This is a genomic window from Achromobacter sp. Marseille-Q0513 (assembly GCF_018195695.1).
Classification (GTDB): Bacteria; Pseudomonadota; Gammaproteobacteria; order Burkholderiales; family Burkholderiaceae_B; genus Achromobacter.
The window spans coordinates 1-22,374 of record NZ_JAGTJY010000021.1 but is presented as its reverse complement, the minus strand read 5'-3'; the positions used below and the strand labels follow the sequence as shown (position 1 = coordinate 22,374).

15 protein-coding genes and 1 pseudogene are annotated in these 22,374 nt (G+C 69.3%); 5 read left to right on the top strand and 11 right to left on the bottom strand.

From position 1 onward, the window contains the following. Positions 1-22 precede the first annotated feature (22 nt). Positions 23-661, bottom strand: a complete 639-nt coding sequence (gene axyZ, locus KDH83_RS07205; protein WP_212313930.1) for a multidrug efflux transcriptional repressor AxyZ — start codon at positions 659-661, stop codon at positions 23-25. Positions 662-928: 267 nt separating this feature from the next. Between axyZ and KDH83_RS07200 the strand changes: the two genes are divergently transcribed. From KDH83_RS07200 to oprZ, 3 genes are read left to right on the top strand one after another with little or no spacing between them, the layout of a single operon-like run. Then, entirely contained in the window at positions 929-2,104 is a 1,176-nt protein-coding gene (locus KDH83_RS07200; RefSeq protein ID WP_212313923.1) for a MexX/AxyX family multidrug efflux RND transporter periplasmic adaptor subunit, read from the top strand. Between the two features lie 6 nt (positions 2,105-2,110). Further along, complete coding sequence (locus KDH83_RS07195; RefSeq protein ID WP_212313922.1) at positions 2,111-5,251, top strand: multidrug efflux RND transporter permease subunit; 3,141 nt, start codon at positions 2,111-2,113, stop codon at positions 5,249-5,251. Beyond that, positions 5,248-6,636: a multidrug efflux RND transporter outer membrane subunit OprZ gene (oprZ, locus tag KDH83_RS07190; protein ID WP_212313919.1), complete on the top strand. Its 1,389-nt coding sequence runs from the start codon at positions 5,248-5,250 to the stop codon at positions 6,634-6,636. The genes KDH83_RS07195 and oprZ overlap by 4 nt, the downstream gene beginning before the upstream one ends. An 80-nt stretch (positions 6,637-6,716) precedes the next feature. On the opposite strand, the gene KDH83_RS07185 is transcribed toward oprZ, so the two are convergent. The 8 genes from KDH83_RS07185 to KDH83_RS07150 form a co-directional block, all read right to left on the bottom strand. Continuing rightward, positions 6,717-7,376, bottom strand: coding sequence for a metalloregulator ArsR/SmtB family transcription factor (locus KDH83_RS07185; RefSeq protein ID WP_212313909.1), 660 nt, complete (start codon positions 7,374-7,376; stop codon positions 6,717-6,719). A gap of 54 nt (positions 7,377-7,430) precedes the next feature. Then, positions 7,431-8,936 carry a TolC family protein gene (locus tag KDH83_RS07180; protein WP_212313907.1) on the bottom strand — a complete coding sequence of 502 codons (1,506 nt, stop codon included), beginning with the start codon at positions 8,934-8,936 and terminating at the stop codon, positions 7,431-7,433. 11 nt (positions 8,937-8,947) lie between these two features. Then, positions 8,948-12,040, bottom strand: coding sequence for a MexW/MexI family multidrug efflux RND transporter permease subunit (locus KDH83_RS07175; RefSeq protein ID WP_212313905.1), 3,093 nt, complete (start codon positions 12,038-12,040; stop codon positions 8,948-8,950). 13 nt (positions 12,041-12,053) lie between these two features. Further along, the gene (locus tag KDH83_RS07170; protein ID WP_212313903.1) at positions 12,054-13,175 is read right to left on the bottom strand and encodes an efflux RND transporter periplasmic adaptor subunit; all 1,122 of its coding nucleotides are present in this window, start codon (positions 13,173-13,175) and stop codon (positions 12,054-12,056) included. 96 nt (positions 13,176-13,271) lie between these two features. Then, on the bottom strand, positions 13,272-13,706 hold the full coding sequence (locus tag KDH83_RS07165) for a hypothetical protein (RefSeq protein ID WP_212313901.1): 435 nt from the start codon (positions 13,704-13,706) through the stop codon (positions 13,272-13,274). A gap of 86 nt (positions 13,707-13,792) precedes the next feature. After that, positions 13,793-15,067 carry a serine hydroxymethyltransferase gene (glyA, locus tag KDH83_RS07160; RefSeq protein WP_212313899.1) on the bottom strand — a complete coding sequence of 425 codons (1,275 nt, stop codon included), beginning with the start codon at positions 15,065-15,067 and terminating at the stop codon, positions 13,793-13,795. Positions 15,068-15,071: 4 nt separating this feature from the next. After that, entirely contained in the window at positions 15,072-16,319 is a 1,248-nt protein-coding gene (locus KDH83_RS07155) for an aspartate aminotransferase family protein (protein ID WP_212313890.1), read from the bottom strand. A gap of 65 nt (positions 16,320-16,384) precedes the next feature. Further along, entirely contained in the window at positions 16,385-17,659 is a 1,275-nt protein-coding gene (locus KDH83_RS07150; RefSeq protein ID WP_212313888.1) for a benzoate/H(+) symporter BenE family transporter, read from the bottom strand. 114 nt (positions 17,660-17,773) lie between these two features. Here KDH83_RS07150 and KDH83_RS07145 point away from each other — a divergent pair, with 114 nt between their 5' ends. Continuing rightward, positions 17,774-19,261, top strand: a complete 1,488-nt coding sequence (locus tag KDH83_RS07145; RefSeq protein ID WP_212313886.1) for a PLP-dependent aminotransferase family protein — start codon at positions 17,774-17,776, stop codon at positions 19,259-19,261. Between the two features lie 89 nt (positions 19,262-19,350). Here the strand turns inward: KDH83_RS07145 and betT are convergent, their stop codons facing one another. Beyond that, positions 19,351-21,318 carry a choline BCCT transporter BetT gene (gene betT, locus KDH83_RS07140; RefSeq protein WP_212313884.1) on the bottom strand — a complete coding sequence of 656 codons (1,968 nt, stop codon included), beginning with the start codon at positions 21,316-21,318 and terminating at the stop codon, positions 19,351-19,353. 113 nt (positions 21,319-21,431) lie between these two features. Continuing rightward, positions 21,432-22,058: a TetR/AcrR family transcriptional regulator gene (locus KDH83_RS07135; protein ID WP_212313882.1), complete on the bottom strand. Its 627-nt coding sequence runs from the start codon at positions 22,056-22,058 to the stop codon at positions 21,432-21,434. Between the two features lie 124 nt (positions 22,059-22,182). Here KDH83_RS07135 and KDH83_RS07130 point away from each other — a divergent pair. After that, positions 22,183-22,374: pseudogene (locus KDH83_RS07130) on the top strand (efflux RND transporter periplasmic adaptor subunit); the annotation flags it as partial.

Below are 22,374 nucleotides of genomic sequence, written 5' to 3'. Positions count from 1 at the left end.
GGGCCGGGCCGGACAGCGGTCGCTAGGCGGCTTGCGCCAGGCGCAGGTGCGGAGAGAACCGCAACGTGTCGATGGCGGCGCGGAGCATGCGCTCGACGCGCGGCCAGATATCGCCCTTCAGGCGATCGGACCAGCAGATGCTGCCGAACACCCCTTCGATCAGGGAGTGCAGGTAGACGTTGGACAGGCGCACGTCCAGCGCGCCGGGCAGGTCTTCGTTGCGCACCGCGGCGCGCAGCAGTCTTTCTGAATTGCGCAGGGCATGGCGTTCCCAGATGTCCCGTCGTCGCAGCAGCGGCGCGTTCTCGTCGCTCTGCTCGCACTTGTCGTAGAGGATTTCCAGCACGCGCTGCATCGAGCCCTCCTCCGAGTAGATGCGCACGTATTGCAGCATCGACGCATACAGGGACTCCAGCGCCTTGCCGTCGGTGCGTATCCGGGTCAGCGCCACGGCCGCGGCCAGCGCGCGGTCGCTCATGGCGACGCAGACATCGATCTTGTTCTTGTAATGGCCGTAGACGGCGCCCCTGGACACGCCGGCGTGGTCGGCGATGTCGCCCATGGTGGTGTTGGCCACCCCCTTGGACATGAACACGTGCTCGGCCGCATCCAGGATGCGGTCGCGGGTGCGTTGGGATTCTTCTTTCGTCTTGCGGGCCATTCGGATATCTCCTTGAAATGAAAGGTTGAGGGAAAAGGGACTCGGGGCGGCGCCTGCGCGGCGCTGGCCCCTTCAAAAAAAAGCGGCGCCCGCTACGCGAACGCCGTCGATCCGCACTGTTAACAATTGTGCGAGCGGGAGCATACTTTCGAACAAAACATTTAATCAAGCATGACGGATTAAATGATAGACTACCACCCCCACACGGGAAAAGTGCGCACTTTCCCTCATCTGGCCCGCCCCGGGCACCTACAACAATTTCTAAAAATGAAGCAACGAGTCCTTCGCCGCACGCTCGCATCCTTGTCAGTATTAATTCTTATTACGGCTTGTTCCAAGTCCGAGCCCCAAGACGAAGCCAAGGCGCCCGCCGAGGTGGGGATCGTCGTCGCCCGCGCCACGCCCACCGCCGTCGCCACCGAGCTGCCCGGCCGGCTGGAGCCCTACCGCGAAGCCGAAGTGCGCGCGCGGGTGGCCGGCATCGTCACCTCGCGCCTTTATGAGGAAGGCCAGGACGTCAAGCGCGGCGACGCGCTGTTCCAGATCGATCCGGCGCCGCTGCAGGCCGCCTACGACTCCGAGGCCGCCAACCTGGCGCGCGCCCAGGCCAGCCTGTCCGCCGCGGCGGACAAGCTGCGGCGCTACGCCGACCTGGTCGGCGACCGCGCCATCAGCGAACGCGACCACGCCGAGGCCGCCGCCGACGAACGCCAGGCCCGCGCCCAGGTGGCGCTGGCGCGCGCCAACCTGCAAAGCGCCAAGCTGAGGCTGGACTACGCGCGCGTCACCTCGCCCATCGACGGCCGCGCCCGGCGCGCGCTGGTGACCGAGGGCGCGCTGGTGGGCGAAGGCCAGGCCACGCCGCTGACGGTGGTGCAGCAGATCGATCCGATCTACGTCAACTTCGCCCAGCCGGCGGCCGAGGTGCTGCGCCTGCAGAAGCAGATCCGCGACGGCGAGCTGCAGGGCATCGAGCCCGACAAGCTGCGCGTGCGCCTGCTGCTGCCCGACGGCACCGAGTACGCCCGCACCGGCGCGCTGTCCTTCGCCGACCTGGCGGTGGACCCCGGCACCGACAACGTGACCATGCGCGCCCTGTTCGACAACCCTCGGCGCGACCTGCTGCCCGGCATGTACGTGCGCGTGCGCCTGGAACAGGCCATCAACCGCGACGCCTACCTGGTGCCGCGCGACGCGCTGCTGCGCGATGCCGCCGGCGCCCATGTGCTGGCCGCCGGCACGGACGGCGAGCTGCAGGCGCTGCCCGTGACGGCGCGCCGCATGCAGGGACCGAACTGGGTCGTCACCGACGGCCTGAAGGGCGGCGAGCGCATCGTGGTCGAGAACGTCTCGCAGCTGGCGCCCGGCCAGAAGATCAAACCGGTGGAGCGGGCCGCGCCCAAGGCGCAGGCTCCCGCCGAAGGAAACTCCAACAAAGGTTAAACCGCCATGGCGCGTTTTTTCATCGATCGCCCCGTCTTCGCCTGGGTGATCTCGCTGCTCATCGTGCTGGCCGGCGTGCTGTCCCTGCGGGCCCTGCCCGTGGCGCAGTATCCGGACATCGCCCCGCCCGTCGTCAACGTGGGCGCCAGCTATCCCGGCGCCTCGGCCAAGGTGGTCGAGGAAGCCGTCACCGCCATCATCGAACGCGAGATGAACGGCGCTCCCGGCCTGCTCTACACCACGGCCAGCAGCGACTCCACCGGCTGGGCCAGCATCAACCTGGTATTCAAGCAAGGCACCAACCCCGATCTGGCCGCCGTCGAAGTGCAGAACCGGCTGAAGGCCGTCGAACCGCGCCTGCCCGAGGCCGTGCGCCGCGACGGCGTGCGCGTGGAAAAAGCCGCCGACAACATCCAGCTGGTGGTGTCGCTGAAGTCCGACGGCCGCCTGGACGACATGCAGCTCGGCGAGCTGGCGGCGTCCAACGTGCTGCAGGCGCTGCGCCGCGTCGACGGCGTGGGCAAGGTGCAACTGTGGGGCGCGGAAGCCGCCATGCGCATCTGGCCCGACCCGGCCAAGCTGACGGCGCTGTCGCTCACGCCCGGTGACATCGCCAATGCGCTGCGCGCGCACAACGCCCGCGTCACCATCGGCGACCTGGGCAGCCAGGCCGTGCCGGCCAGCGCGCCGCTGAACGCCAGCATCGTCGCCACCGAAACGCTGCAGACGCCCGAGCAGTTCGCCAACATCCCGCTGCGCGCGCAGCCGGACGGCGCCACGCTGCGCCTGAAGGACGTGGCGCGGGTCGAGCTGGGCGGCACCGACTATATGTACCTGTCGCGCGTCAACGGCCAGACGGCTACGGGCCTGGGCATCAAGCTGGCGCCCGGCTCGAACGCCGTGGATACCACCCGCAAGATCCGCCAGACGATGACGGAGCTGGCCCAGTATTTCCCGGCGGGCGTGACCTGGGATATCCCCTACGAGACCTCCACCTTCGTGGAGATCTCGATCAAGAAGGTGGTGACCACGCTGCTGGAGGCCATCGCCCTGGTGTTCTGCGTGATGTATCTGTTCATGCAGAACTTCCGCGCCACGCTGATCCCCACGCTGGTGGTGCCGGTGGCGCTGCTGGGCACCCTGGGCGTGATGCTGGGCCTGGGCTATTCGATCAACGTGCTGACCATGTTCGGCATGGTGCTGGCCATCGGCATCCTGGTGGACGACGCCATCGTGGTGGTCGAGAACGTCGAGCGCATCATGGCCGAGGAAGGCCTGTCGCCGCATGACGCCACGGTCAAGGCCATGGGCCAGATCAGCGGCGCCATCATCGGCATCACGGTGGTGCTGGTGTCGGTGTTCGTGCCGATGGCCTTCTTCGACGGCGCGGTGGGCAATATCTACCGCCAGTTCTCGGTCACGCTGGCGGTGTCGATCGCCTTCTCGGCCTTCCTGGCGCTGTCGCTCACGCCGGCGCTGTGCGCCACCATGCTGCGGCCCATCCCGGCCGGCCACCACGAGAAGCGCGGCTTCTTCGGCTGGTTCAACCGCGCCTTCGTCCGCCTGACCGCCGGCTACACCGCGCGCGTCGCCGGCGTGCTGTCGCGCCCGGTGCGCTTCAGCCTGGCCTACGCCGCCGTGATCGCGGCGGTGGCGCTGCTGTTCGTGCGCCTGCCCTCTTCCTTCCTGCCGGAAGAAGACCAGGGCAGCTTCAACGCCATGGTCATCCTGCCGCAGGGCGCGACCCAGGCCGAGACCCGCAAGCTGGTGCTGGAGGTCGAGAATTACATGATGAAGCACGAGCCCGTGCAGTTCGTCTATTCCGTCAGCGGCTTCAGCGAATACGGCAGCGGCCCGAACTCGGCCATGTTCTTCGTCACGCTGAAGGACTGGAAGGAGCGCCACGGCGCGGACATGCACGTGGACGCCGTGGTCGCGCGCGTCAATAAGGCCTTCGCGGACCACAAGAACGTCATGGTGCTGGCGCTGAACGCGCCGCCGCTGCCGGAGCTGGGCTCGACCTCGGGCTTCGACTTCCGGCTGCAGGACCGCGGCGGCCTGGGCTACCAGGCCCTGACGCAGGCCCGCCAGCAGCTGCTGGCCGCTGCCGCCGAACATCCGGCGCTGGCCGAGGTCACCCACGCCGGCCAGGGCGAAGCCCCCCAGCTGCAGTTGCGCATCGACCGCGACAAGGCCCAGGCCATGCGCGTATCGATGGAGGAAATCAATACCGCGCTGGCGGTGATGTTCGGCTCGGACTACATCGGCGACTTCATGCACAACGGCCAGGTGCGCCGCGTGACGGTGCAGGCCGACGGCAAGAACCGCGTCGACGTGGAGGACGTGTCGCGCCTGCACGTGCGCAACGCGCAGGGCCAGATGGTGCCCATGTCGGCCTTCGCCACGCTCGACTGGGCCATGGGTCCGCCGCAGCTGAACCGCTACAACGGCTTCCCGGCGTTCAAGATCAATGGCTCGGCCGCGCCCGGCCACAGCAGCGGCGAGGCCATGCGCGCCATGGAACAGCTGGCTTCGGAACTGCCGCGCGGCATCGGCTTCGCCTGGTCCGGCCAGTCCTACGAGGAAAAGCTGTCCGGCAACCAGGCCAACGTGCTGTTCGCGCTGTCCATCCTGGTGGTGTTCCTGGCGCTGGCCGCGCTGTACGAAAGCTGGGCCATCCCGCTGGCGGTGATCCTGGTGGTGCCGCTGGGCGTGATCGGCGCGCTGCTGGGCGTGACGCTGCGCGGCATGCCCAACGACATCTACTTCAAGGTCGGCCTGATCGCCACCATCGGCCTGTCGGCCAAGAACGCGATCCTGATCGTGGAAGTCGCCAAGGACCTGGTGCGCGACGGCCAGGGCCTGCTGTCGGCCACGCTGGAAGCGGCGCGGCTGCGGCTGCGCCCCATCATCATGACTTCGCTGGCCTTCGGCGTCGGCGTGCTGCCCCTGGCCCTGGCCGGCGGCGCGGCCTCCGGCGCGCAGATCGCCATCGGCACCGGCGTGCTGGGCGGCATCATCACCGCCACCGTGCTCGCCATTTTCCTGGTGCCGCTCTTTTTCCTGGTCGTGGGCAGGCTGACGGGCATGGGCGCCCGCCGCAAGCAGCCGCCCCCGCACCGCGAACCGCTGGAGAACACGCCATGAAACCCGTGGCCCTGACCCTGTTGGCCCTGGCGCTGACGGGCTGCTCGATGGCGCCGACCTACGAGCGCCCCGCCGCGCCCGTGCCGGCCGCCTATGACACCCCCGCCCAGTCCGGCCAGGCCGAGATGCCGCAGGACTGGAAGGACTATTTCAACGACCCCGCGCTGCAGGCCTGGATCGCCGCCGCGCTGGCCAACAACCGCGACCTGCGCGTGGCGGCCCTGCGCATCGAGGAAGCGCGCGCGCTGTACGGCGTGCAGCGCGCCGACCGGCTGCCGTCCGTGGACGGCACGGCGGGCTACAGCCGCAGCCGCGCGTCCGACCCTGGCCCGTCGCGCGATGCGATCAGCCAGCAGTACCGCGCCGGCGTCGGCATCACCGCCTTCGAGCTGGACTTCTTCGGCCGGGTCAAGAGCCTCACCGACGCGGCGCTGGAACGCTACCTGGCCAGCGCCGAGGCGCACCGCGCCGCCGCGCTGTCGCTGGTGGCCGAGACCGCCACCGCCTATTTCAACGAGCGTTCGCTGGCCGAGCAGCAACGGCTGACCCGCGGCACGCTGGAACTGCGCGAGACCACGCTGGCGCTGACCCAGCGCCGCTACGACGCCGGCCTGGAAACCGCCATGGGCCTGCGCACCGCGCAGATGCTGGTGGAATCGTCGCGCGCCACGCTGGCCGAACTCAGCCGCGAGCACAGCCAGGCCGTGCATGCGCTGGGACTGCTGGCGGGCGATTTCTCGCTGCCGCCCGGCGCCGATCCGACGCCGCTGGAAAGCCAGAGCCTTACCCCGCTGGCGGCCGGCCTGCCGTCGGCGCTGCTGACGCGGCGTCCGGACCTGCGCCAGGCGGAGAACACGCTCAAGGCGGCCAACGCCGACATCGGCGCGGCGCGCGCGGCCTTTTTCCCGTCGGTGCAGCTGACCACGGACATCGGCAGCACCGCCAGCAGCTTCTCGGACCTGTTCGGCTCGGGCAGCGGCGTCTGGCAATTCGCGCCCAAGCTGACGCTGCCGATCTTCAACGCCGGCCGCAACAGCGCCAACCTGTCGCTGGCCGAAACCCGCAAGCACATCGCGGTGGCCCAGTACGAAGGCAGCATCCAGACCGCCTTCCGCGAAGTCGCCGACGCACTATCGGCGCGCGATGCGCTGCGCCAGCAGATCGAGGCCCAGCGCAAAGTGCGCGACGCCGACCGCGAGCGCCAGCGCCTGGCCGAACGGCGCTATGCGCGCGGCGTGGCCAACTACCTGGAGATGCTGGACGCGCAGCGCAGCCTGTTCGAGTCGGAGCAGGAGTTCATCCGCCTGCAGCAGCGCCGGCTGGTCAATGCGGTGACGCTGTACAAGGCGCTGGGCGGCTGGGAACAGGGTTCGGGCGCGAGCTGAGCAGGGTCCGCGCTCGGCGGGTCCGGCGCGTCCGTCCCGGACCCGCAGCGTTCACGGTCGGCCCGGTTGCGGGAACGGTATCAGTCCGCGGCGCTGACCCGGTAGGCGCAGCGCTGCGCATCCGCCAGGATGTGCTCGACGCGCTCGACGCGCGCGCCCTCGCCCAGCACGTCGCGGAACAGTTCCAGTTCGCTGCGGCAAAAGCCCATGCAGGCTTTTGCCGCCGAACAGATCGGACAGTGGTTTTCAATGAACAGGAAACCGGCGCCATCGCGGCGCAGCTCGGCCATGTAGCCCTCGGCGCTGCGCAGCTGCGCCAGCCGTTCCAGCCGGTCGCGCAGCCCGCTCGCGCCCAGCATGGCCTGGTGGTAGGTGGCGCGCATGGCGGCCTCGCGCACGCCGATCAGCCGGTCGATGCCTTCGTCGCCGAAGAGCTGGCGCACGGCGCCGATCATCTGCACCGTCATTTCGGCGTGCGAGTCCGGGAAGCGCCCGTGGCCGGCGGCGGTCAGCCGCCAGATCTGCGTGGGTCGGCCGCGCCCCGCGCTGTGGTTTTCCGCGTCCACCAGGCCCTCGGCATGCAGCCGGCTCATCTGCTGGCGCACCGCCTCGGCCGTCACGTCCATGGTCTGGGCGATGGCGGCGATGGACTGCGGCCCACGCGTCTTGAGCGCCATCAGCACGCGGTCGGCGGGCTGGTGCGGCGTCCAGGCGTGTTGGGAGGACGGGCTGTCTGACATGGGCGCGGGGAAACTCCGGAAATATGCCTATGGTGCCACGAAGCGCCGCCGCGGTCAGCCGGCGGCGGCCGGCGCCGCCGCGCCAGTCGCGGCTCCAGCGGCCTGGCCGGCCCCTGCCGCGCCCCCTTCCCCGGCCGCGTCGCCCGGCGCCTGCCAACCGCCGCCCAACGCCTTGTACAGCGCGATCAGGCTGGTATAGGACGCCGTCTCGGCCACGGCCACCGCGTCCTGGGCGCGCAGCAAAGAGCGCTGCGCGTCCAGCACCGTCAGGTAGGGGGTGGTGCCTTCCTTGTAACGCAGCTGCGCCAGCTCGGCCGCGCGGCCGCTCTGGGCGGCGGCCTGCGCCAAGCTGCCCAGGCGCTGCTGGTTCTCGCCGTAGCCGGTCAGGGCCGTCTCCAGCTCCTCCACCGCGCGCAGCACGGTCTGCTCGTAGCGCGCGACCTCGCCCTCCGAGCGGGCCTGGGCGGCGCGCTTGCGCGCCAGCGCCGTGGGCAGATGCAGCGCCGGCCAGCTGACTCCGGGCGACACGCTGAAGGCGCGGCTGGAGGCATTGCCGAAGTCGGCGCCGCGCAGCGCCACGAAACCGAGGAAGCCGCCCAGGTCGATGCGCGGATACAGCTCGGCGGTCGCCACGCCCACGTCGGCATTGGCGGCGGCCATGTTGCGCTCGGCCGCCAGCACGTCGGGCCGCCGCGACAGCAGTGCGCCGACGTCGCCGATCGGCAGGCGCGCCGCCAGCGGCGCCTGCGGCCGCGCCGCGTCCAGTTCGCCCAGCTCGGCGGGGCGCAGGCCGGCCAGCACCGCGATGCGGTACTGCGCCAGCCGCCGCGCGGCGGCCTGCTGCGGCACGCTGGCCTGCACCGTGGCCAGCTCGGCGCGGGCGCTGGCCAGGTCGCCCTCGTCGCCGCGCCCGGCCGACACCATGGCCTGGATCACGCGCAGGCTGTCCTCCTGGCTGCGCAGGTTGGCGCGCGCCACCGCCAGCCGCTGCTCGGCGCCGCGCAGCTCGAAGTAGTTGCGCGCCACCTCGGCGGCGACCACGATGCGGGCCTGCGCCAGATCGGCGGCCTGCGCCTGGCTGCGCGCGGCCGCGCCCTCGGCGGCCCGGCGCAGCCGGCCGAACAGGTCGATTTCCCAGGACGCGTCGAAACCGGCGCGATAGCTCCTGGCCAGATTGCGCTCGCCCGCCGGGCCGGGATTGGCCTGCGACAGGCTGCGCTCGTAGCGGCCGCCGGCCGTGACGGTCGGGAGCTGGTCCAGCTCCTTTTCGTCCAGCACGGCGCGCGATTCGGCCAGCCGGGCCTGGGCGATGCGGATGTCGTGATTGCGCTCCAGCGCCAGGCCGATCAGCCGGTCCAACTGCGGATCCTGCAGCTGCTTCCACCAGTCGCGCTGCAACTGGCCGTTGGAGAACAGCGCCTGCTCGGGACTGGCCAGCGTCACCGGCGCGGACTGCGGTTTCTGGTAGTCCGGCCCCACGGCGCAGCCCGCCGCGACCAGGGCCAGCGCCAGCGCGGCGGCCGTGGCGCGCAGGCGGGGATAGAGAGTCGAATTCTTCATGTCATTTTTCCTCAGGCGGACGCGCCATCTTCCGCGCGAGCCAGCGCCAGTTCACGGGCGCGCGGCGTATCGCCGGCGGCGCGGTGGTCGCGCGCGAACACGGTGTACACGGTGGGCAGCACGAACAGCGTGAACAGGGTGCCCACCAGCATGCCCACCACGATCACCAGGCCCAGGCTGTAGCGGCTGTGGGCGCCGGCGCCGCTGGCGAACAGCAGCGGGATCAGGCCCACCACCATGGCGGCGGTCGTCATCAGGATGGGACGCAGCCGGATGCGGGCGGCCTGTTCCATCGCGCTGCGCCGGTCCAGGTTGTGGCTGATCTGCATTTCATTGGCGAACTCCACCATCAGGATGCCGTGCTTGCTGATCAGGCCGATCAGCGTCACCAGCCCGATCTGGGTATAGATGTTGATGGTGGCCATGCCCATCGCCAGCGGGATCAGCGCGCCGCAGATGGACATGGGCACGCTCACCAGGATGATGAAGGGATCGCGCAGGCTTTCGTACTGCGCGGCCAGCACCAGGTAGATCACGATGATGGCGAAGATGAAGGTGATCATCAGCGCCGAGCCTTCCTGGCTGAACTGGCGTGCGTCGGATTGCCAGTCATAGCTGAAGCCGGCCGGCAGGTTGCGCGCTTCCTTGGTCAGGAACTGCACCGCGTCGCCCATGGTCACGCCCGGCATGGGAATGGCCTGGAAGGTGGCGGCGTTGAGCTGGTTGAACTGGGTCAGCTTGTTGGGCTCCACGCCCATCGACACCGACACCATGTTCGACAGCGGCACCTGCGCGCCGCTGGCGCTCTTGACGTAGTAGCGCGCCAGCGCCTCCGGCGAAATTCGCTGCTCGCGCAGGCTCTGCGGGATCACGTCATACGAGCGACCGTCCATGCCGAAGCGGTTGATGTAGTTCTCGCCCACCAGCACGGCCAGCGTGTCGCCGATGTCCTTCATGGTCACGCCCAGGCTGTTGGCCTTGGAACGATCGACCTTCAGCTGCACCACCGGGTTGTTGTAGTTCAGGTCGCTGTCCACCACCATGAACAGGCCGCTGGCGCGGGCCGCCTTCTTCAGCCCTTCCATGGCCTCGTAGACCACCGGATAGTCGGCGGCGCTCATCACCACCATCTGCACCGGCAGGCCGCCGGTCGAGCCCGGCAGCGGCGGCAGCTGGAAGGCGAAGATGTTGCTGCCCTCGACCTGGTTGACCATCGACTGCATGTCGGCCTGGATGGCGTTGGCCGAGCGGTGGCGCTGATCCCATTGCACCAGGTCGACGCCGCCGATGCTGTTGGATACGCCGTCCGAGCCGTTGATCAGCCAGCGGCCGCGCTGCTCGGGCAGCGTCGCCATGACGTCGTCCCACTTCTTGCCGAACTTCTCCACGTAGTCGATGTTGGCCTGCTGCGGCGACTTGACCGCGGTCAGCACGGTGGACTGGTCCTCGATCGGCGCCAGCTCGCGCTGGGCCGCGTTGTACAGGAACGGCAGGCTGCCCAGCACCACCACCGCCACCAGGCCGGTGACCCAGCGGTGATGCAGCGACACGTCCAGCATGCGGCCGTAGGTGTCGCCCAGCCGGCCGAAGAAGCCTTCGGCCAGATGCGCCATGCGTCCTTCGGATACCTTGCTGTTGAGCAGGAACGAACTCATCACCGGCGACAGCGTCAGCGCGATCACGCCCGACACCACCACCGCCCCCGCCAGCGTGAACGCGAACTCCTTGAACAGCGAGCCGGTCAGCCCGCCCATCAACCCGATGGGTGCGTACACGGCCGCCAGCGTGATGGTCATGGCGATCACCGGCCCGGCCACCTCGCGCGCGCCGATCAGCGCCGCGCGCACCGGCGACTTGCCTTCCTCGATATGCCGGTGCACGTTCTCGACCACCACGATGGCGTCGTCCACCACCAGGCCGATGGCCAGCACCATGGCCAGCAGCGTCAGCAGGTTCACGCTGAAGCCGAACAGCGCCATGATGGCCGCCCCGCCCAGCATCGACAGCGGGATCGTCACCACCGGGATCAGCACCGCGCGCAGCGAGCCCAGGCACAGGAAGATCACCGCCACCACGATGATGATGGCTTCCATCAGCGTGTGGATCACGCCGTCGATGGACGCGCTGATGAAGCGCGCCAGCTCGAACGGCACCTGCACATTGGTGCCGGGCGGCAGGTTCTGCTTGATGCCGGGCAGCAGCTCGTTGAGCCGCTTGACGATCACCAGCGGGTTGCCGACGGGCGTGGCGTTCAGGCCGAAGTACACGGCGCGCTCGCCGTCCAGCAGGCCGCTGGAATCGGTCGAGGCCGCCCCCAGCTCGACCGTGGCCACGTCGCCCAGGCGCACGATGGCGTCGCCCTCGCGCTTGACCACCATGTCGCGGAATTCGGCCACGTTGACCAGGTCGGTGTTGACCTGGATGTTGGACACCACGTACAGGCCCTTGGCCTGGCCGGGCGCGGCCTGCACGTTGTTGGCGCGCAACGCGTCGGCCAGCTGGCCGGCCGAGATGCCGCGCGCGGCCATGCGGTTCGGGTCCAGCCACACGCGCATGGCCAGCTTCTGGCCGCCGTACAACTGCACGCTGGCCACGCCGTCGATGGAAGAAAACTGCGGTTGCACCACGCGCGACAGGTAGTCGGTCAGCGCGGCCAGCGACAGCGTCGAGCTGGAAAAGCCCACGTAGGCCACCGCCGTCGCCTCGCCGGACGACTTGACCAGCACCGGGTCGTAGGCGTCGCGCGGCAGGCGGTACTTGACCTCATTGACCTTGGCCATCACCTCGGTCATGGCCTTGTTGGAATCGGCGTTCAGCTTCATGCGGACCGTGATCACGCTGCGGCCCTGCGTGGACGAGGACGACAGGTAGTCGATGCCCTCCACGGTGGCCACGGACTGCGCGATCGGCTGCGTGACGAAGCCCTGCATCAGGTCCGGCGAGGCGCCGGGGTATTCGGTGGTGACGGTGATGGTGGTGCTTTCGGTCAGCGGATACTGGCGCACCGGCAACCCGCTCAGGGCGCGCAGGCCCAGCAGCAGGATCAGGGTGCTGACCACCAGCGCCAGCACGGGCCGGCGCACGAACAGATCGGTGAATCTCATGTCGGCCTCCGCGCTATTGAGCCTGGGCCACGGCCGCGGCCGGAGCGCCCAGCGCCACCGTGTCCTGCTCGCTCAGCTCGACCGCCGCGCCGTTGTGCAGGCGCAGCTGGCCCGACGTGACGACGCGGTCGCCGGCCTGCAAGCCTTCGCTGACGACCACGCGGCCCTGCACGCGCTCGGCGGTCTTGACGTAAGCCTGGCGCACCGTCAGGCCCTTGCCCTCCTGCGCCGGATTCACCACATAGACCGAATTGCCGTAGGCGGAATAGCTGACGGCGGTCTCGGGCACGGTGATCACGCCCGGCCGCGCGGGCAGGTTGACCTGTCCTTGGGCGTACATGCCGGCGGCCAGCGCGCCGTCGGCATTGTCCAGCGTGGCCTGCACGCGCACGGTGCGCGTGCCCGGATCGACCTGCGGCTCGATGGTGGTGACCTTGCCCTCGAAGGCGCGGCCCGGATGCGCGTCCACCGTCACCTTGACGCCTTGCCCCGGACGCAGCGCGCCCAGCGCCTGTTCCGGCAGTGTCAGGTTGGCGTACATGGTGGACGTGTTGGTCAGCGACACCAGCGGATCGCCGGCCCGGGCGAACTGGCCCAGGTTGACGCGGCGCACGCCCAGCACGCCGTCGAACGGCGCCTTGATGCGCTTCTGCTCGATCTGCGCCTGCACGCGCTTGAGATCGCCCTGGGCCTGGTCATAGTCGGCCTGGGCCTGGTCCAGCTGCTCGCGCGTCGCCGCTTGCAGGGGCAGCAGCCGGCGGCTGCGGTCCAGCTGCGCGCGGGCGTTCTTCACCTGCGCCTGCAACCGGGCCAGCTCGCCCTGCTCGGGCGCGTCGTTCAGCTGCACCAGCAACTGGCCGGCGCGCGCGGATTCGCCCGGATTGAACAGGATCTGCGCCACCCGGCCGTCCACTTCGGCCGGCACCTGCACCTGCCGCGTCGCCTCCAGCGAGCCGATGCCGCTGAGCGACACCGGGAAATCGGCCTGCACGGCCGGCGCCACCGCCACCTTGGCGGGCGCCATGGCCCAACCGCCCTTGTTTCCGCTACCGCCGTACTTCCAGTACAGCCCCGTCCCTATCGCTGCCGCCAGCACGCATACGCCCGCGGCCCATGCTCCTGCTTTCACCGTCATGATGCTCTCGCTAATTATCAAAGAGTGTGCTTTGATAATCCGCGAAAGCCTGGGACAAGTCAAAATAGCTTAAGTAATGTTGAGGTTAGCAAAAAGCTATAGCCCCTTCTTGCGGCCCGGTTTCTTCTTCACGCGGTCGATGTAATAGCAGGACTTGAGGCTGCCATCCTCGGTCGGCGCGAGCGCGAAGCAGTACTCGGTCTGCCTGCGTCCATCATCCAGCATCACGAGCACCCAGGCGGTGGGTTCCGGGTGATGCTGGTAGAGCTTCATGATCGACCAGCGCGGTTCCTTGTACGGGCTGGCCGACCACGAGACGATGCGGTCTCCGCCCTCCATGAGCCCCTGGTTGTAGTTGAAGTTGTTGCGCTGGCCCGACTCGGACGCGCCCACATGCTGCATGGCTGCCAGCGCATGGGGATTCTTGTCTTCGAAGGCCTGGGCCGCGGCCTGCATGAAGCGCGTCACGGCCTGCTGCTGCCCGGCGTCCAGGCCGTCGAAGGTGATGGATATCTGCGGGGAAGTCGTCATGGGCGCGCGCAACCTTGCATGCGAAAGACAGGGCCGCGCTCGCGAAACCGGAACGGGCCGGCCGCGGCGATACCGGCCGGGGGATTCTACGACGCCCGCCGATACACCGGATGCTGGCGGCACAGCGCCGTCACCTGCTCCGCCACACGCGCCGATACGCTTTCCAGCGTGCCGGCCGCCAGCGCGTCCAGCACATCGCACAGCCAACCCGCCAGCGTCTCGCAATCGGCCTGCCCGAAGCCGCGCGTGGTCAGCGCCGGCGTGCCGATGCGCAGGCCCGAGGTGACGAAGGGCGAGCGCGGATCGTTCGGCACCGAGTTCTTGTTCGCCGTGATGCGGGCCGCGCTCAAGGCCGCGTCCGCGTCCTTGCCGGTGTAGGCCCGGTCGGACAGGTCGATCAGCATCAGGTGATTATCGGTGCCGCCGGACACGATGCGGTAGCCGCGCCGCTGGATCACGGCCGCCATGGCGCGGGCGTTGGCCACCACCTGGCGCTGGTAATCCTTGAAGGCCGGCGCCAGCGCTTCCTTGAACGCCACCGCCTTGGCGGCGATCACGTGCATCAGCGGGCCGCCCTGGATGCCGGGGAAGACGGCCGAATCGAGCTTCCTGCAGAAGTCCTCGTCCTGCCCCCGGGCCAGGATGATGCCGCCGCGCGGGCCGCGCAGCGTCTTGTGCGTGGTGCTGGTGACCACGTGCGCGTGCGGCAGCGGGCTGGGATACACGCCGGCGGCGACCAGTCCGGCCACGTGCGCCATGTCCACCCAGAACACCGCGCCGACCTGGTCGGCGATGGCGCGCATGCGGGCCCAGTCCTTGTGGCGCGAGTAGGCGGAGAAACCGCCGATCAGCATCCTGGGCCGGGTGCGCAGCGCGATGCGCTCCATCTCGTCGTAGTCGATCAGCCCGGTCGCGGGATCCAGGCCGTAGGGCACGATGTGATAGTGCCGGCCCGAGAAATTGGACGGGTTGCCGTGGGTCAGGTGGCCACCCTGCGCCAGGTTCATGCCCATGACGGTGTCGCCGGGCCGCGTCAGCGCCAGGAACACCGCGGCGTTGGCCTGGGCGCCGGCATGCGGCTGGACGTTGGCGTAGTCGCAATCGAACAGCGCCTTCACCCGCTCCAGCGCCAGGCGCTCGGCCACGTCCACGTGCTCGCAACCGCTGTAGTAGCGGCGGCCCGGATAGCCTTCGGCGTACTTGTTGGTGAACACCGAATCCTGCACCGCCATCACCAGCGGGCTGGCGTAGTTCTCGGAGGCGATCAGTTCGGCATGGTCTTCCTGGCGCACGGCTTCGGCGCGCATGGCTTGCGCCAGGTCCGGGTCGAAATCCTGCAGGGTCGGGGAGGCGATGGTCATGGCTTCAGGTCCTGGTTTCAGTCTGGCCGGCGGCAACAGGGCCGGCGGCGTTCGATGGAGTGATGGCTTGGGCGCCGTCGCCGGACAGCAGACGTGCCAGGCGCGCGACGATCTCGTCGATCTGCGCTTCGTCGCAGACCAGCGGCGGCAGCAGGCGGATGGTGCGCTCGCGGGTCACGGTGATCAGCAGGCGCTGCTCGGCCAGCGCCCGGCCGACCAGTTCCTGGCAATTACGGTCCAGCTCGATGCCGGCCATCAGCCCCTGGCCGCGCACCGCCACCACTTGCGGATGGCCTTCCAGCGCCTGCCGCAACCCGGCCAGCAGGCGCTCGCCCAGCGCGGCGGCGCGTTGCGGCATGCCATCGCGCGCCATGATGTCCAGCACCGTGCAGGCCACGCGGCAGGCCAGCGGATTGCCGCCGAAGGTGGAGCCGTGCTGGCCCGGCGAGAACAGGTCGGCGGCCGGCCCGCGCGCCAGGCAGGCGCCGATGGGAAAACCGTTGCCCAGGGCCTTGGCCAGCGTCATCACATCGGGCGCGATGCCCGCGTGCTGGTGGCCGAACCAGGCGCCGGTGCGGCCCATGCCGGCCTGGATCTCGTCCAGCATCAACAGCCAGCCATGCCGGTCGCACAGCGCGCGCAGGTCCCGCAGGTAGTCGGCGCCGGCGACGCGAATGCCGCCCTCGCCCTGCACCGGCTCCAGCAGCACGGCGACGATGTCGTCGCGCTGTTCCGCCAGCTGGCGCACGGCGGCGATATCGTCATACGGCACGCGCAGAAAGCCCGGCAGCAAGGGCTCGAAGCCCTTTTGCTTGGCCGGATTGCCGGTGGCCGACAGGGTCGCCAGCGTGCGGCCATGAAAGCCGTTCTCCATCACCACGATCTGCGGCTGCGCCACCTGGCGGCGATGGCCATGCAGGCGCGCCAGCTTGAGCGCGGCCTCGTTGGCCTCGGCGCCGGAATTGCAGAAGAACGCCCTTTCCATCCCGGCCAGCGCGCACAGGCGCTGGCCCAGCCGTTCCTGCCATTCGACGCGGAACACGTTGGACGTGTGCATCAGCAGCGCGGCCTGCTCGGCGATGGCCGCGGCGATCTCGGGATGGCCATGGCCCAGGCTGGTCACCGCCACGCCGGCGATGGCATCCAGGTATTCCACCCCCTGCTCGTCCCACAGGCGCGCGCCGCTGCCGCGCGCGAAGGTGACGGGTTGACGGGCGTAGGCACGCATCAGGTGCGTGGCGGCTTGCTGCATGTCGGGAAACTCCTGTGTTCAACCGACGCGCCCCTGCGGCGCGCCGAAGATCGATAGGCGGACGCTCAACGTCCCGCTACGGGTTTGGCGGCGGACGGGGCGGGATGCGCAGCCGCCTGCTTGGCGGCCCCGGCATCGCCCCCCGCCTTGCGGCCCGGCCACTTGCCGTTCAGCGCCAGGTGCGCCAGCAGGCCGATGCACAGGCCCCAGAAGGCGCCGCCGATGCCGAACAGCTTGATGTTGGCGGCCGCCGCCAGGAAGGTGATCAGCGAGGCCTCGCGCGTCTTCGGATCGACCAGCGCGCCGGCCAGGCTGCCGCCGATGGTGCCCAGCAGCGCCAGGCCCGCCAGCGTGGTGATGAAGGTCGCGGGAAAAGCCATGAAGACCGCCGCCAGCGTGACCCCGAACACGCCCACCAGGATGTAGAACACGCCCGCCGCGATGCCGGCGATCCAGCGTTTGGACGGATCCTCGTGCGACTCGCGGCCGGTGCAGATCGCGGCGGTGATGGCGGCGATGTTGAAGGCATGCGAACCGAACGGCGCCATCAGCAGCGAGCCCAGCCCGGTGATGGTCACGATGGGATTGGCGCTGGTCTTGAAGCCGTCATTGCGCAGCACCAGCATGCCGGGCATGTACTGGCCGGTCAGCGTGATCAGGAACAAGGGCAGCGCCACGCTCAGCAGGGCGTTGAGCGAGAACTCGGGCCGCGTGAACACCGGCGCCGCCAGGCGCAGCTCCAGCCCGCTCAGGTCGACGCGCTGCTGCAGCAGCAGGAAGGCCAGGCCCAGCGCCAGGATGCCGACCACGGCATAGCGCGCGGTGACGCGCTTGAGGATCACGTAGGCCGCGATCAACAGGCCGGCCAGCGCCGGATCCACGCTCATGCCGCCAAAGGCCTGGATGCCGAACTGCAGCAGGATGCCGGCCAGCAGCCCGGCCGCCACGCCCGGCGGGATCAGCCGGATCACACGCTCGAACCAGCCCGACAGGCCCAGCAGCACAAAGGCCGCCGCCGACGCCAGGTAGGCACCCACCGCCTCGGCGTAGGGCGTGGTGGCCAGCGCCGTCACCAGAAAGGCGGCGGCCGGGGTCGACCAGGCGGTGATGATGGGCTCGCGCGCGGCCCAGCTCAGGATCAGCCCGGTCACGCCCACGCCGATCGAGACAGACCAGACCCAGGAGGCCGTCAGCTCGGGGCTCAGGCCGGCAGCCTTGGCGGCCTGGAACACCAGGATGAAGGTGCCGCCATAGTTGACGATGACCGAGATCAGCCCGGCGACGACGGGGTGGGCGAGATCGCTCCAGCGAGCGGGGGAATGCGGACGGACGGAAGACATGGCCTGTATGGGGTTCCTGGAGACGGCGCAGCCGGCATGAATCGATATCCGGATTTATAGTCCTGGAATGGCCGGCTGTTCCCCACCACTTTTTTACATAGATCCAGACCAATTGTGTTCAAGCACGCGCAACTCGAATCCGTCAAAGCCTGGGTCGGCGACCCCGCCCACGGCGCCCTGCCGCTACACGCGCGCATCCACCGGGCCGTGCGCCAGCTGATCCTGGACGGCGCGCTGGAGGCCGGCCGCCCCCTGCCCGCCTCGCGCGCGCTGGCCCGGTCGCTGGGCGTGTCGCGCGACACGGTGGAGGCCGCCTACGGCCAGCTGCATGTGGAAGGCTTCATCCTGCGGCGCGTGGGCAGCGGCAGCTTCGTGTCCGAGCGGGCGCAGTACGCGCCCGGACGCGGCGCGGCCCGGCGCGCCAGCCCGCAGAAGGCGGCGCTGCGCCTGAGCCAGCGCGGCAGCGCCATGTTCCAGGACGGCGGCGTGCGCGAATTCCTGGCCCCGCGCGCCTTCGCGCCCGGCGTGCCGGAAACGCGCAGCTTTCCGCTGCCGACCTGGGAACGGCTGACGCGGCAGGTGCTCAAGGAATACGGCGCGCAGGCGCTGCTGCACAGCCCGCCGCAAGGCATGGAGCCGCTGCGCCGGGCCATCGCCGACTACGTCAACCTGGAACGCGGCGCGCGCGCCACGCCCGAGCGGGTGCTGGTGCTGACCAGCTCGCAGCAGGCCTTGACGCTGTGCGCCACGGTGCTGCTGGACGCCGGCGAACAGATCTGCATCGAGGACCCGGTCTATCACGGGGCGCGCAAGGCCTTCGCCGCCGCCGGGCTGGAATGCGTGCCCGTGCCGCTGGACGCGGACGGCATGCGGGTGGAACGGCTGGACGATCCGGCGCTGTCGGCGCGGGCCGTGTACCTGACGCCCTCGCACCAGTTCCCCACCGGCGCCACGCTGGCGCTGGACCGCCGGCTGGCCGTGATCGACTGGGCGCGGCGGCGCCAGGCCTGGATCATCGAGGACGACTACGACAGCGAATTCCACTACGCCGGCAAGCCCACCGCCTGCGTGCAAGGACTGGATCCGCAGGAACGGACCATCTACATCGGCACCTTCACCAAGTCGCTGTTTCCCGGCCTGCGCATCGGCTACATGGTGCTGCCGGCGCCGCTGGTCGCGCCCATGACGGCGGCGCGCACGCTGCTGGACGGCCACAGCGCGCCGATCCCGCAGCTGACGCTGGCGCGCTTCATCGACGGCGGGCATTTTGGCGCGCACGTGCGCACCATGCGCGCCGTCTACGCCGAACGGCGCGACGTGCTGGCGCGGCTGGTGGATCGGCACCTGTCGCATTGGCTGCAGGCGCGCGTGCCGGCCGGAGGCATGCAGATGCCCTGCGTGCTGGCGCCGGGCCTGTCCGAGCGCCAGGCGCTGGACGCGGCGCGGCGGGAAGGGATAGACCTGCTGGGCCTCACGGGCCTGCACGCCTCGGCGCGGCACAAGGCCGGGTTCCTGATGGGATTCGCCGCCCATGCGCCGAACGAACAGGAAGTCGCCATCCGGAAGCTGGCCGGCGTGCTGCGCGCGCTGAAGCAACCCTGAAGGGGGTCACGCGCGACCGCCCCATGTGAAAACGCCGGCGATTCCTCGCGGAACCGCCGGCGTCCGGGGCCTGAACACATCCTGTGCGCTCAGCGCACCATGTGCAGATAGTGGCGGTGCCGCTCGTACTGGTCGAGGATGTCGCCGATGACCGCGTCGCGGCTCCAGCCCATGATGTCGTAGTCCTGCCCGCCCTCGCGCAGATGCACCTCGGCGCGGAAGTACTTGCGCTCTTCCTCGTCGGCCGCCTCGTCGGGCGTGAGGCTGGGGCGCACGAAGGCTTCCGGCTTCACCGCGTAGGAAAAGTCCAGGTGTTCGCCGTGCGAGACCTCCAGCGCGACGCCGCCGTCGTCCTCGCCGTCCTTGACCTGCACCTCGTAGCCCTGCTTGCGCAGCTCGTCGGCCACGTCCTCGAAGGCCGGGCGCGCCACGTCGGCGATGAAGCGCAGCACGTGGGCGCGGCGCGGCATCATGACCATGTTGCGCAGGCGGCGCTCCCAGGACTGGCCGCCTCGCGCCGGGCGCGACAGCGTCAGCGACTGGTAGCGGATGCCGCGCTTGGTGGCGTCCAGCTTCAATGCCTTGAACAGCCCCCACAGCGACAGCAGCAGGATCACCGAGAACGGCAGCGCGCTGGCGATGGTGGCGGTCTGCAGGGCGGTCAGCCCGTCGGCCAGCAGCAGCGCGATGGCCACCGCGCCCATCAGCAGCGACCAGAAGATCCGCTGCAGCATGGGCGTGCGCTCGGCGCCGCCCGAGGCCAGCAGGTCCACCACCAGCGCGCCCGAGTCGGCCGAGGTGACGAAGAACACCGCCACCATGGCGATGGCGATGATGGACACAAGGCCGCTCCAGGGCAGCTGCTCCAGGAAGGCGAACAGCGCCAGCGAACTGTCTCCCTGCACCGTCTCGGCGAAGCCCTTGATGCCGTCGACCAGGATGAAGTGTATGGCCGTGTCGCCGAACACCGTCATCCAGAACAGCGTGAAGCCGGCCGGCACCAGCAGCACGCCGCTGACGAATTCGCGAATGGTGCGGCCGCGCGAGATGCGGGCGATGAACAGGCCCACGAAAGGCGACCACGCGATCCACCAGCCCCAGTAGAACAGCGTCCAGCCGCCGATCCAGTCAGTCGGCTCGTAGGCGTAGAGGTTGAAGGTCTTGTTGACGATGTCCGACAGATAGGCGCCGGTGTTCTGCACGAAGGTCTGGAACAGGAACACGGTGGGGCCGGCCACCAGCACGAACAGCAGCAGCACCGCCGCCAGCACCAGGTTGGCCTCGGACAGGATGCGAATGCCCTTGTCCAGCCCGCTGGCCACCGACAGCGTCGCCAGCCCGCAAGTGACGATGATGAGGATGATCTGCGTGGTCACGCCCACCGGCACGCCGAACAGATGGTTCAGGCCGCTGTTGATCTGCGCCACCCCCAGGCCCAGCGAGGTCGCCACGCCCAGCACCGTGCCGATGATGGCGAAGATGTCGACGGCATGGCCGATGGGGCCGTGGATGCGGTTGCCGATCAGCGGATACAGCGCCGAGCGCAGCGTCAGCGGCAGGCCGTGGCGATAGCAGAAGAACGCCAGCGTCAGCGCCACCACCGCGTAGATCGCCCAGGCATGCAGGCCCCAGTGGAAGAAGGTGATCTTCATGGCCTCGCGCGCCGCGGTGGCGGTGCCGCCCTCGCCCACCGGCGGGGCCATGAAGTGCATGACGGGCTCGGCCACGCCGAAGAACATCAGGCCGATGCCCATGCCGGCCGAGAACAGCATGGCGAACCAGGTGAAGTTGCGGTAGTCCGGTTCGCTGTGATCGGGCCCCAGCTTGATGTCGCCGTACCGGCTCAGCGCCAGGAAGGCGACGGACAGCAGGATGATGGCCACCACCAGGATGTAGAACCAGCTGGCGTTGCCCAGGATCCAGCCCTGTATCGACTCGAACAGCGCCTGGGCGGTCTTGGGCACGGCGATGGCGAAGCCGACCAGCAGCAGGATGAACACCGCCGCCGTGTAGAAGACGGGCCGGTTGATGGTGGACGGTCGGGTTTCTGAAGTCATGCAGCGCTCCTTTCGCCCGAGGGATGGGAAATGCGATGTGGCGCTGGCCCCCTCAGTCCAGCCTGCGCGCCGCCTGCGTCGCGCGCCTGCCGGCGGACCGGCGGGCGGCGTGCCTATTCCGGCGTGGGGTCGCCAAAGACGATGCGGCGGAAGAACGCCGCCAGCACGGCCTCGGTGACTTCGTCGGTGATCGTCTGCGGATCAAAAGCGTAGCTGAACTGCATGCCGTCGGACAGGGCCAGGAGGCCCACCGCCAGTTTTTCCGGCGCCATGGGTAGCGGCGTGCCCACATGCTCGGAGAACTGCCGCACGTATTCGGCGACGACTTCACGCAGCTCGCGCAGACAGGCGTTGAAGCCGACGCGGAACTGCGGATCGCGCGCCGCCTGCAGCTTGGCTTCCATCCACAACAGGAAACAGTCGTTCTCGCGGTAGTGGGTGCTGTAGTGGCGCAGCACGCTTTCTTCCATCTGCGCGCGCGAGGCGCCTTCCTGCTCGAAGATGCCGCGCATCTCGGCCATGACGTGCTCATGGTCGCGCCTGAGCAGTTGCAGCAACAGTTCGGATTTGCTGGCGAAATTGGAATAGAAGGCGCCGCGGGTATAGCCGGCCTGTTCGGCGATGTCTTCCACGCTGGCGGCCACGAAGCCCTTGGTAATGAATATGGACTGGGCGGCGTCGAGCAGGCGCTGGCGCGTCTGATCGCGGCTCTGCTCTCGGGTTAGACGGACTTTGGACATGTAGGGATTTTAGCATTTGGCCTAAATTTCAAATACAGGATTGAATTTGGATTCATTAACGAATTAGAATCCATCCCGTATTTATTCAACCCGGTGCTAGCCCAAGCACGCCGCGAGGTATCCCGTGACTTTCCCTGGCTCTGACGCGCCCCCGGCGCGCGGTCCCGCCCTGGCGGCGGCTTCTTCTCCCCTGTCCGCCCACGCCCGGCGCCTGCGCCGCGCGCTGCCGGCCGCGCTGGTCGTGGCGCTGGCCCTGGCGGGCTGCGGCCGCCGGGAGGAAGCGCCGCCCGCGCCCCGGCCCGGCGTCGCCATGCCC

What these genes read in the sequence shown, in the direction of transcription:
- KDH83_RS07170 (WP_212313903.1), bottom strand. Translation starts at nt 13,175, where the DNA reads ATGACGGTGAAAGCAGGAGCATGGGCCGCGGGCGTATGCGTGCTGGCG.
- glyA (WP_212313899.1), bottom strand. Translation starts at nt 15,067, where the DNA reads ATGACCATCGCCTCCCCGACCCTGCAGGATTTCGACCCGGACCTGGCG.
- KDH83_RS07195 (WP_212313922.1), top strand. Translation starts at nt 2,111, where the DNA reads ATGGCGCGTTTTTTCATCGATCGCCCCGTCTTCGCCTGGGTGATCTCG.
- KDH83_RS07150 (WP_212313888.1), bottom strand. Translation starts at nt 17,659, where the DNA reads ATGTCTTCCGTCCGTCCGCATTCCCCCGCTCGCTGGAGCGATCTCGCC.
- axyZ (WP_212313930.1), bottom strand. Translation starts at nt 661, where the DNA reads ATGGCCCGCAAGACGAAAGAAGAATCCCAACGCACCCGCGACCGCATC.
- KDH83_RS07165 (WP_212313901.1), bottom strand. Translation starts at nt 13,706, where the DNA reads ATGACGACTTCCCCGCAGATATCCATCACCTTCGACGGCCTGGACGCC.
- KDH83_RS07155 (WP_212313890.1), bottom strand. Translation starts at nt 16,319, where the DNA reads ATGCAGCAAGCCGCCACGCACCTGATGCGTGCCTACGCCCGTCAACCC.
- KDH83_RS07200 (WP_212313923.1), top strand. Translation starts at nt 929, where the DNA reads ATGAAGCAACGAGTCCTTCGCCGCACGCTCGCATCCTTGTCAGTATTA.
- oprZ (WP_212313919.1), top strand. Translation starts at nt 5,248, where the DNA reads ATGAAACCCGTGGCCCTGACCCTGTTGGCCCTGGCGCTGACGGGCTGC.
- KDH83_RS07185 (WP_212313909.1), bottom strand. Translation starts at nt 7,376, where the DNA reads ATGTCAGACAGCCCGTCCTCCCAACACGCCTGGACGCCGCACCAGCCC.
- KDH83_RS07135 (WP_212313882.1), bottom strand. Translation starts at nt 22,058, where the DNA reads ATGTCCAAAGTCCGTCTAACCCGAGAGCAGAGCCGCGATCAGACGCGC.
- KDH83_RS07180 (WP_212313907.1), bottom strand. Translation starts at nt 8,936, where the DNA reads ATGAAGAATTCGACTCTCTATCCCCGCCTGCGCGCCACGGCCGCCGCG.
- KDH83_RS07175 (WP_212313905.1), bottom strand. Translation starts at nt 12,040, where the DNA reads ATGAGATTCACCGATCTGTTCGTGCGCCGGCCCGTGCTGGCGCTGGTG.
- betT (WP_212313884.1), bottom strand. Translation starts at nt 21,318, where the DNA reads ATGACTTCAGAAACCCGACCGTCCACCATCAACCGGCCCGTCTTCTAC.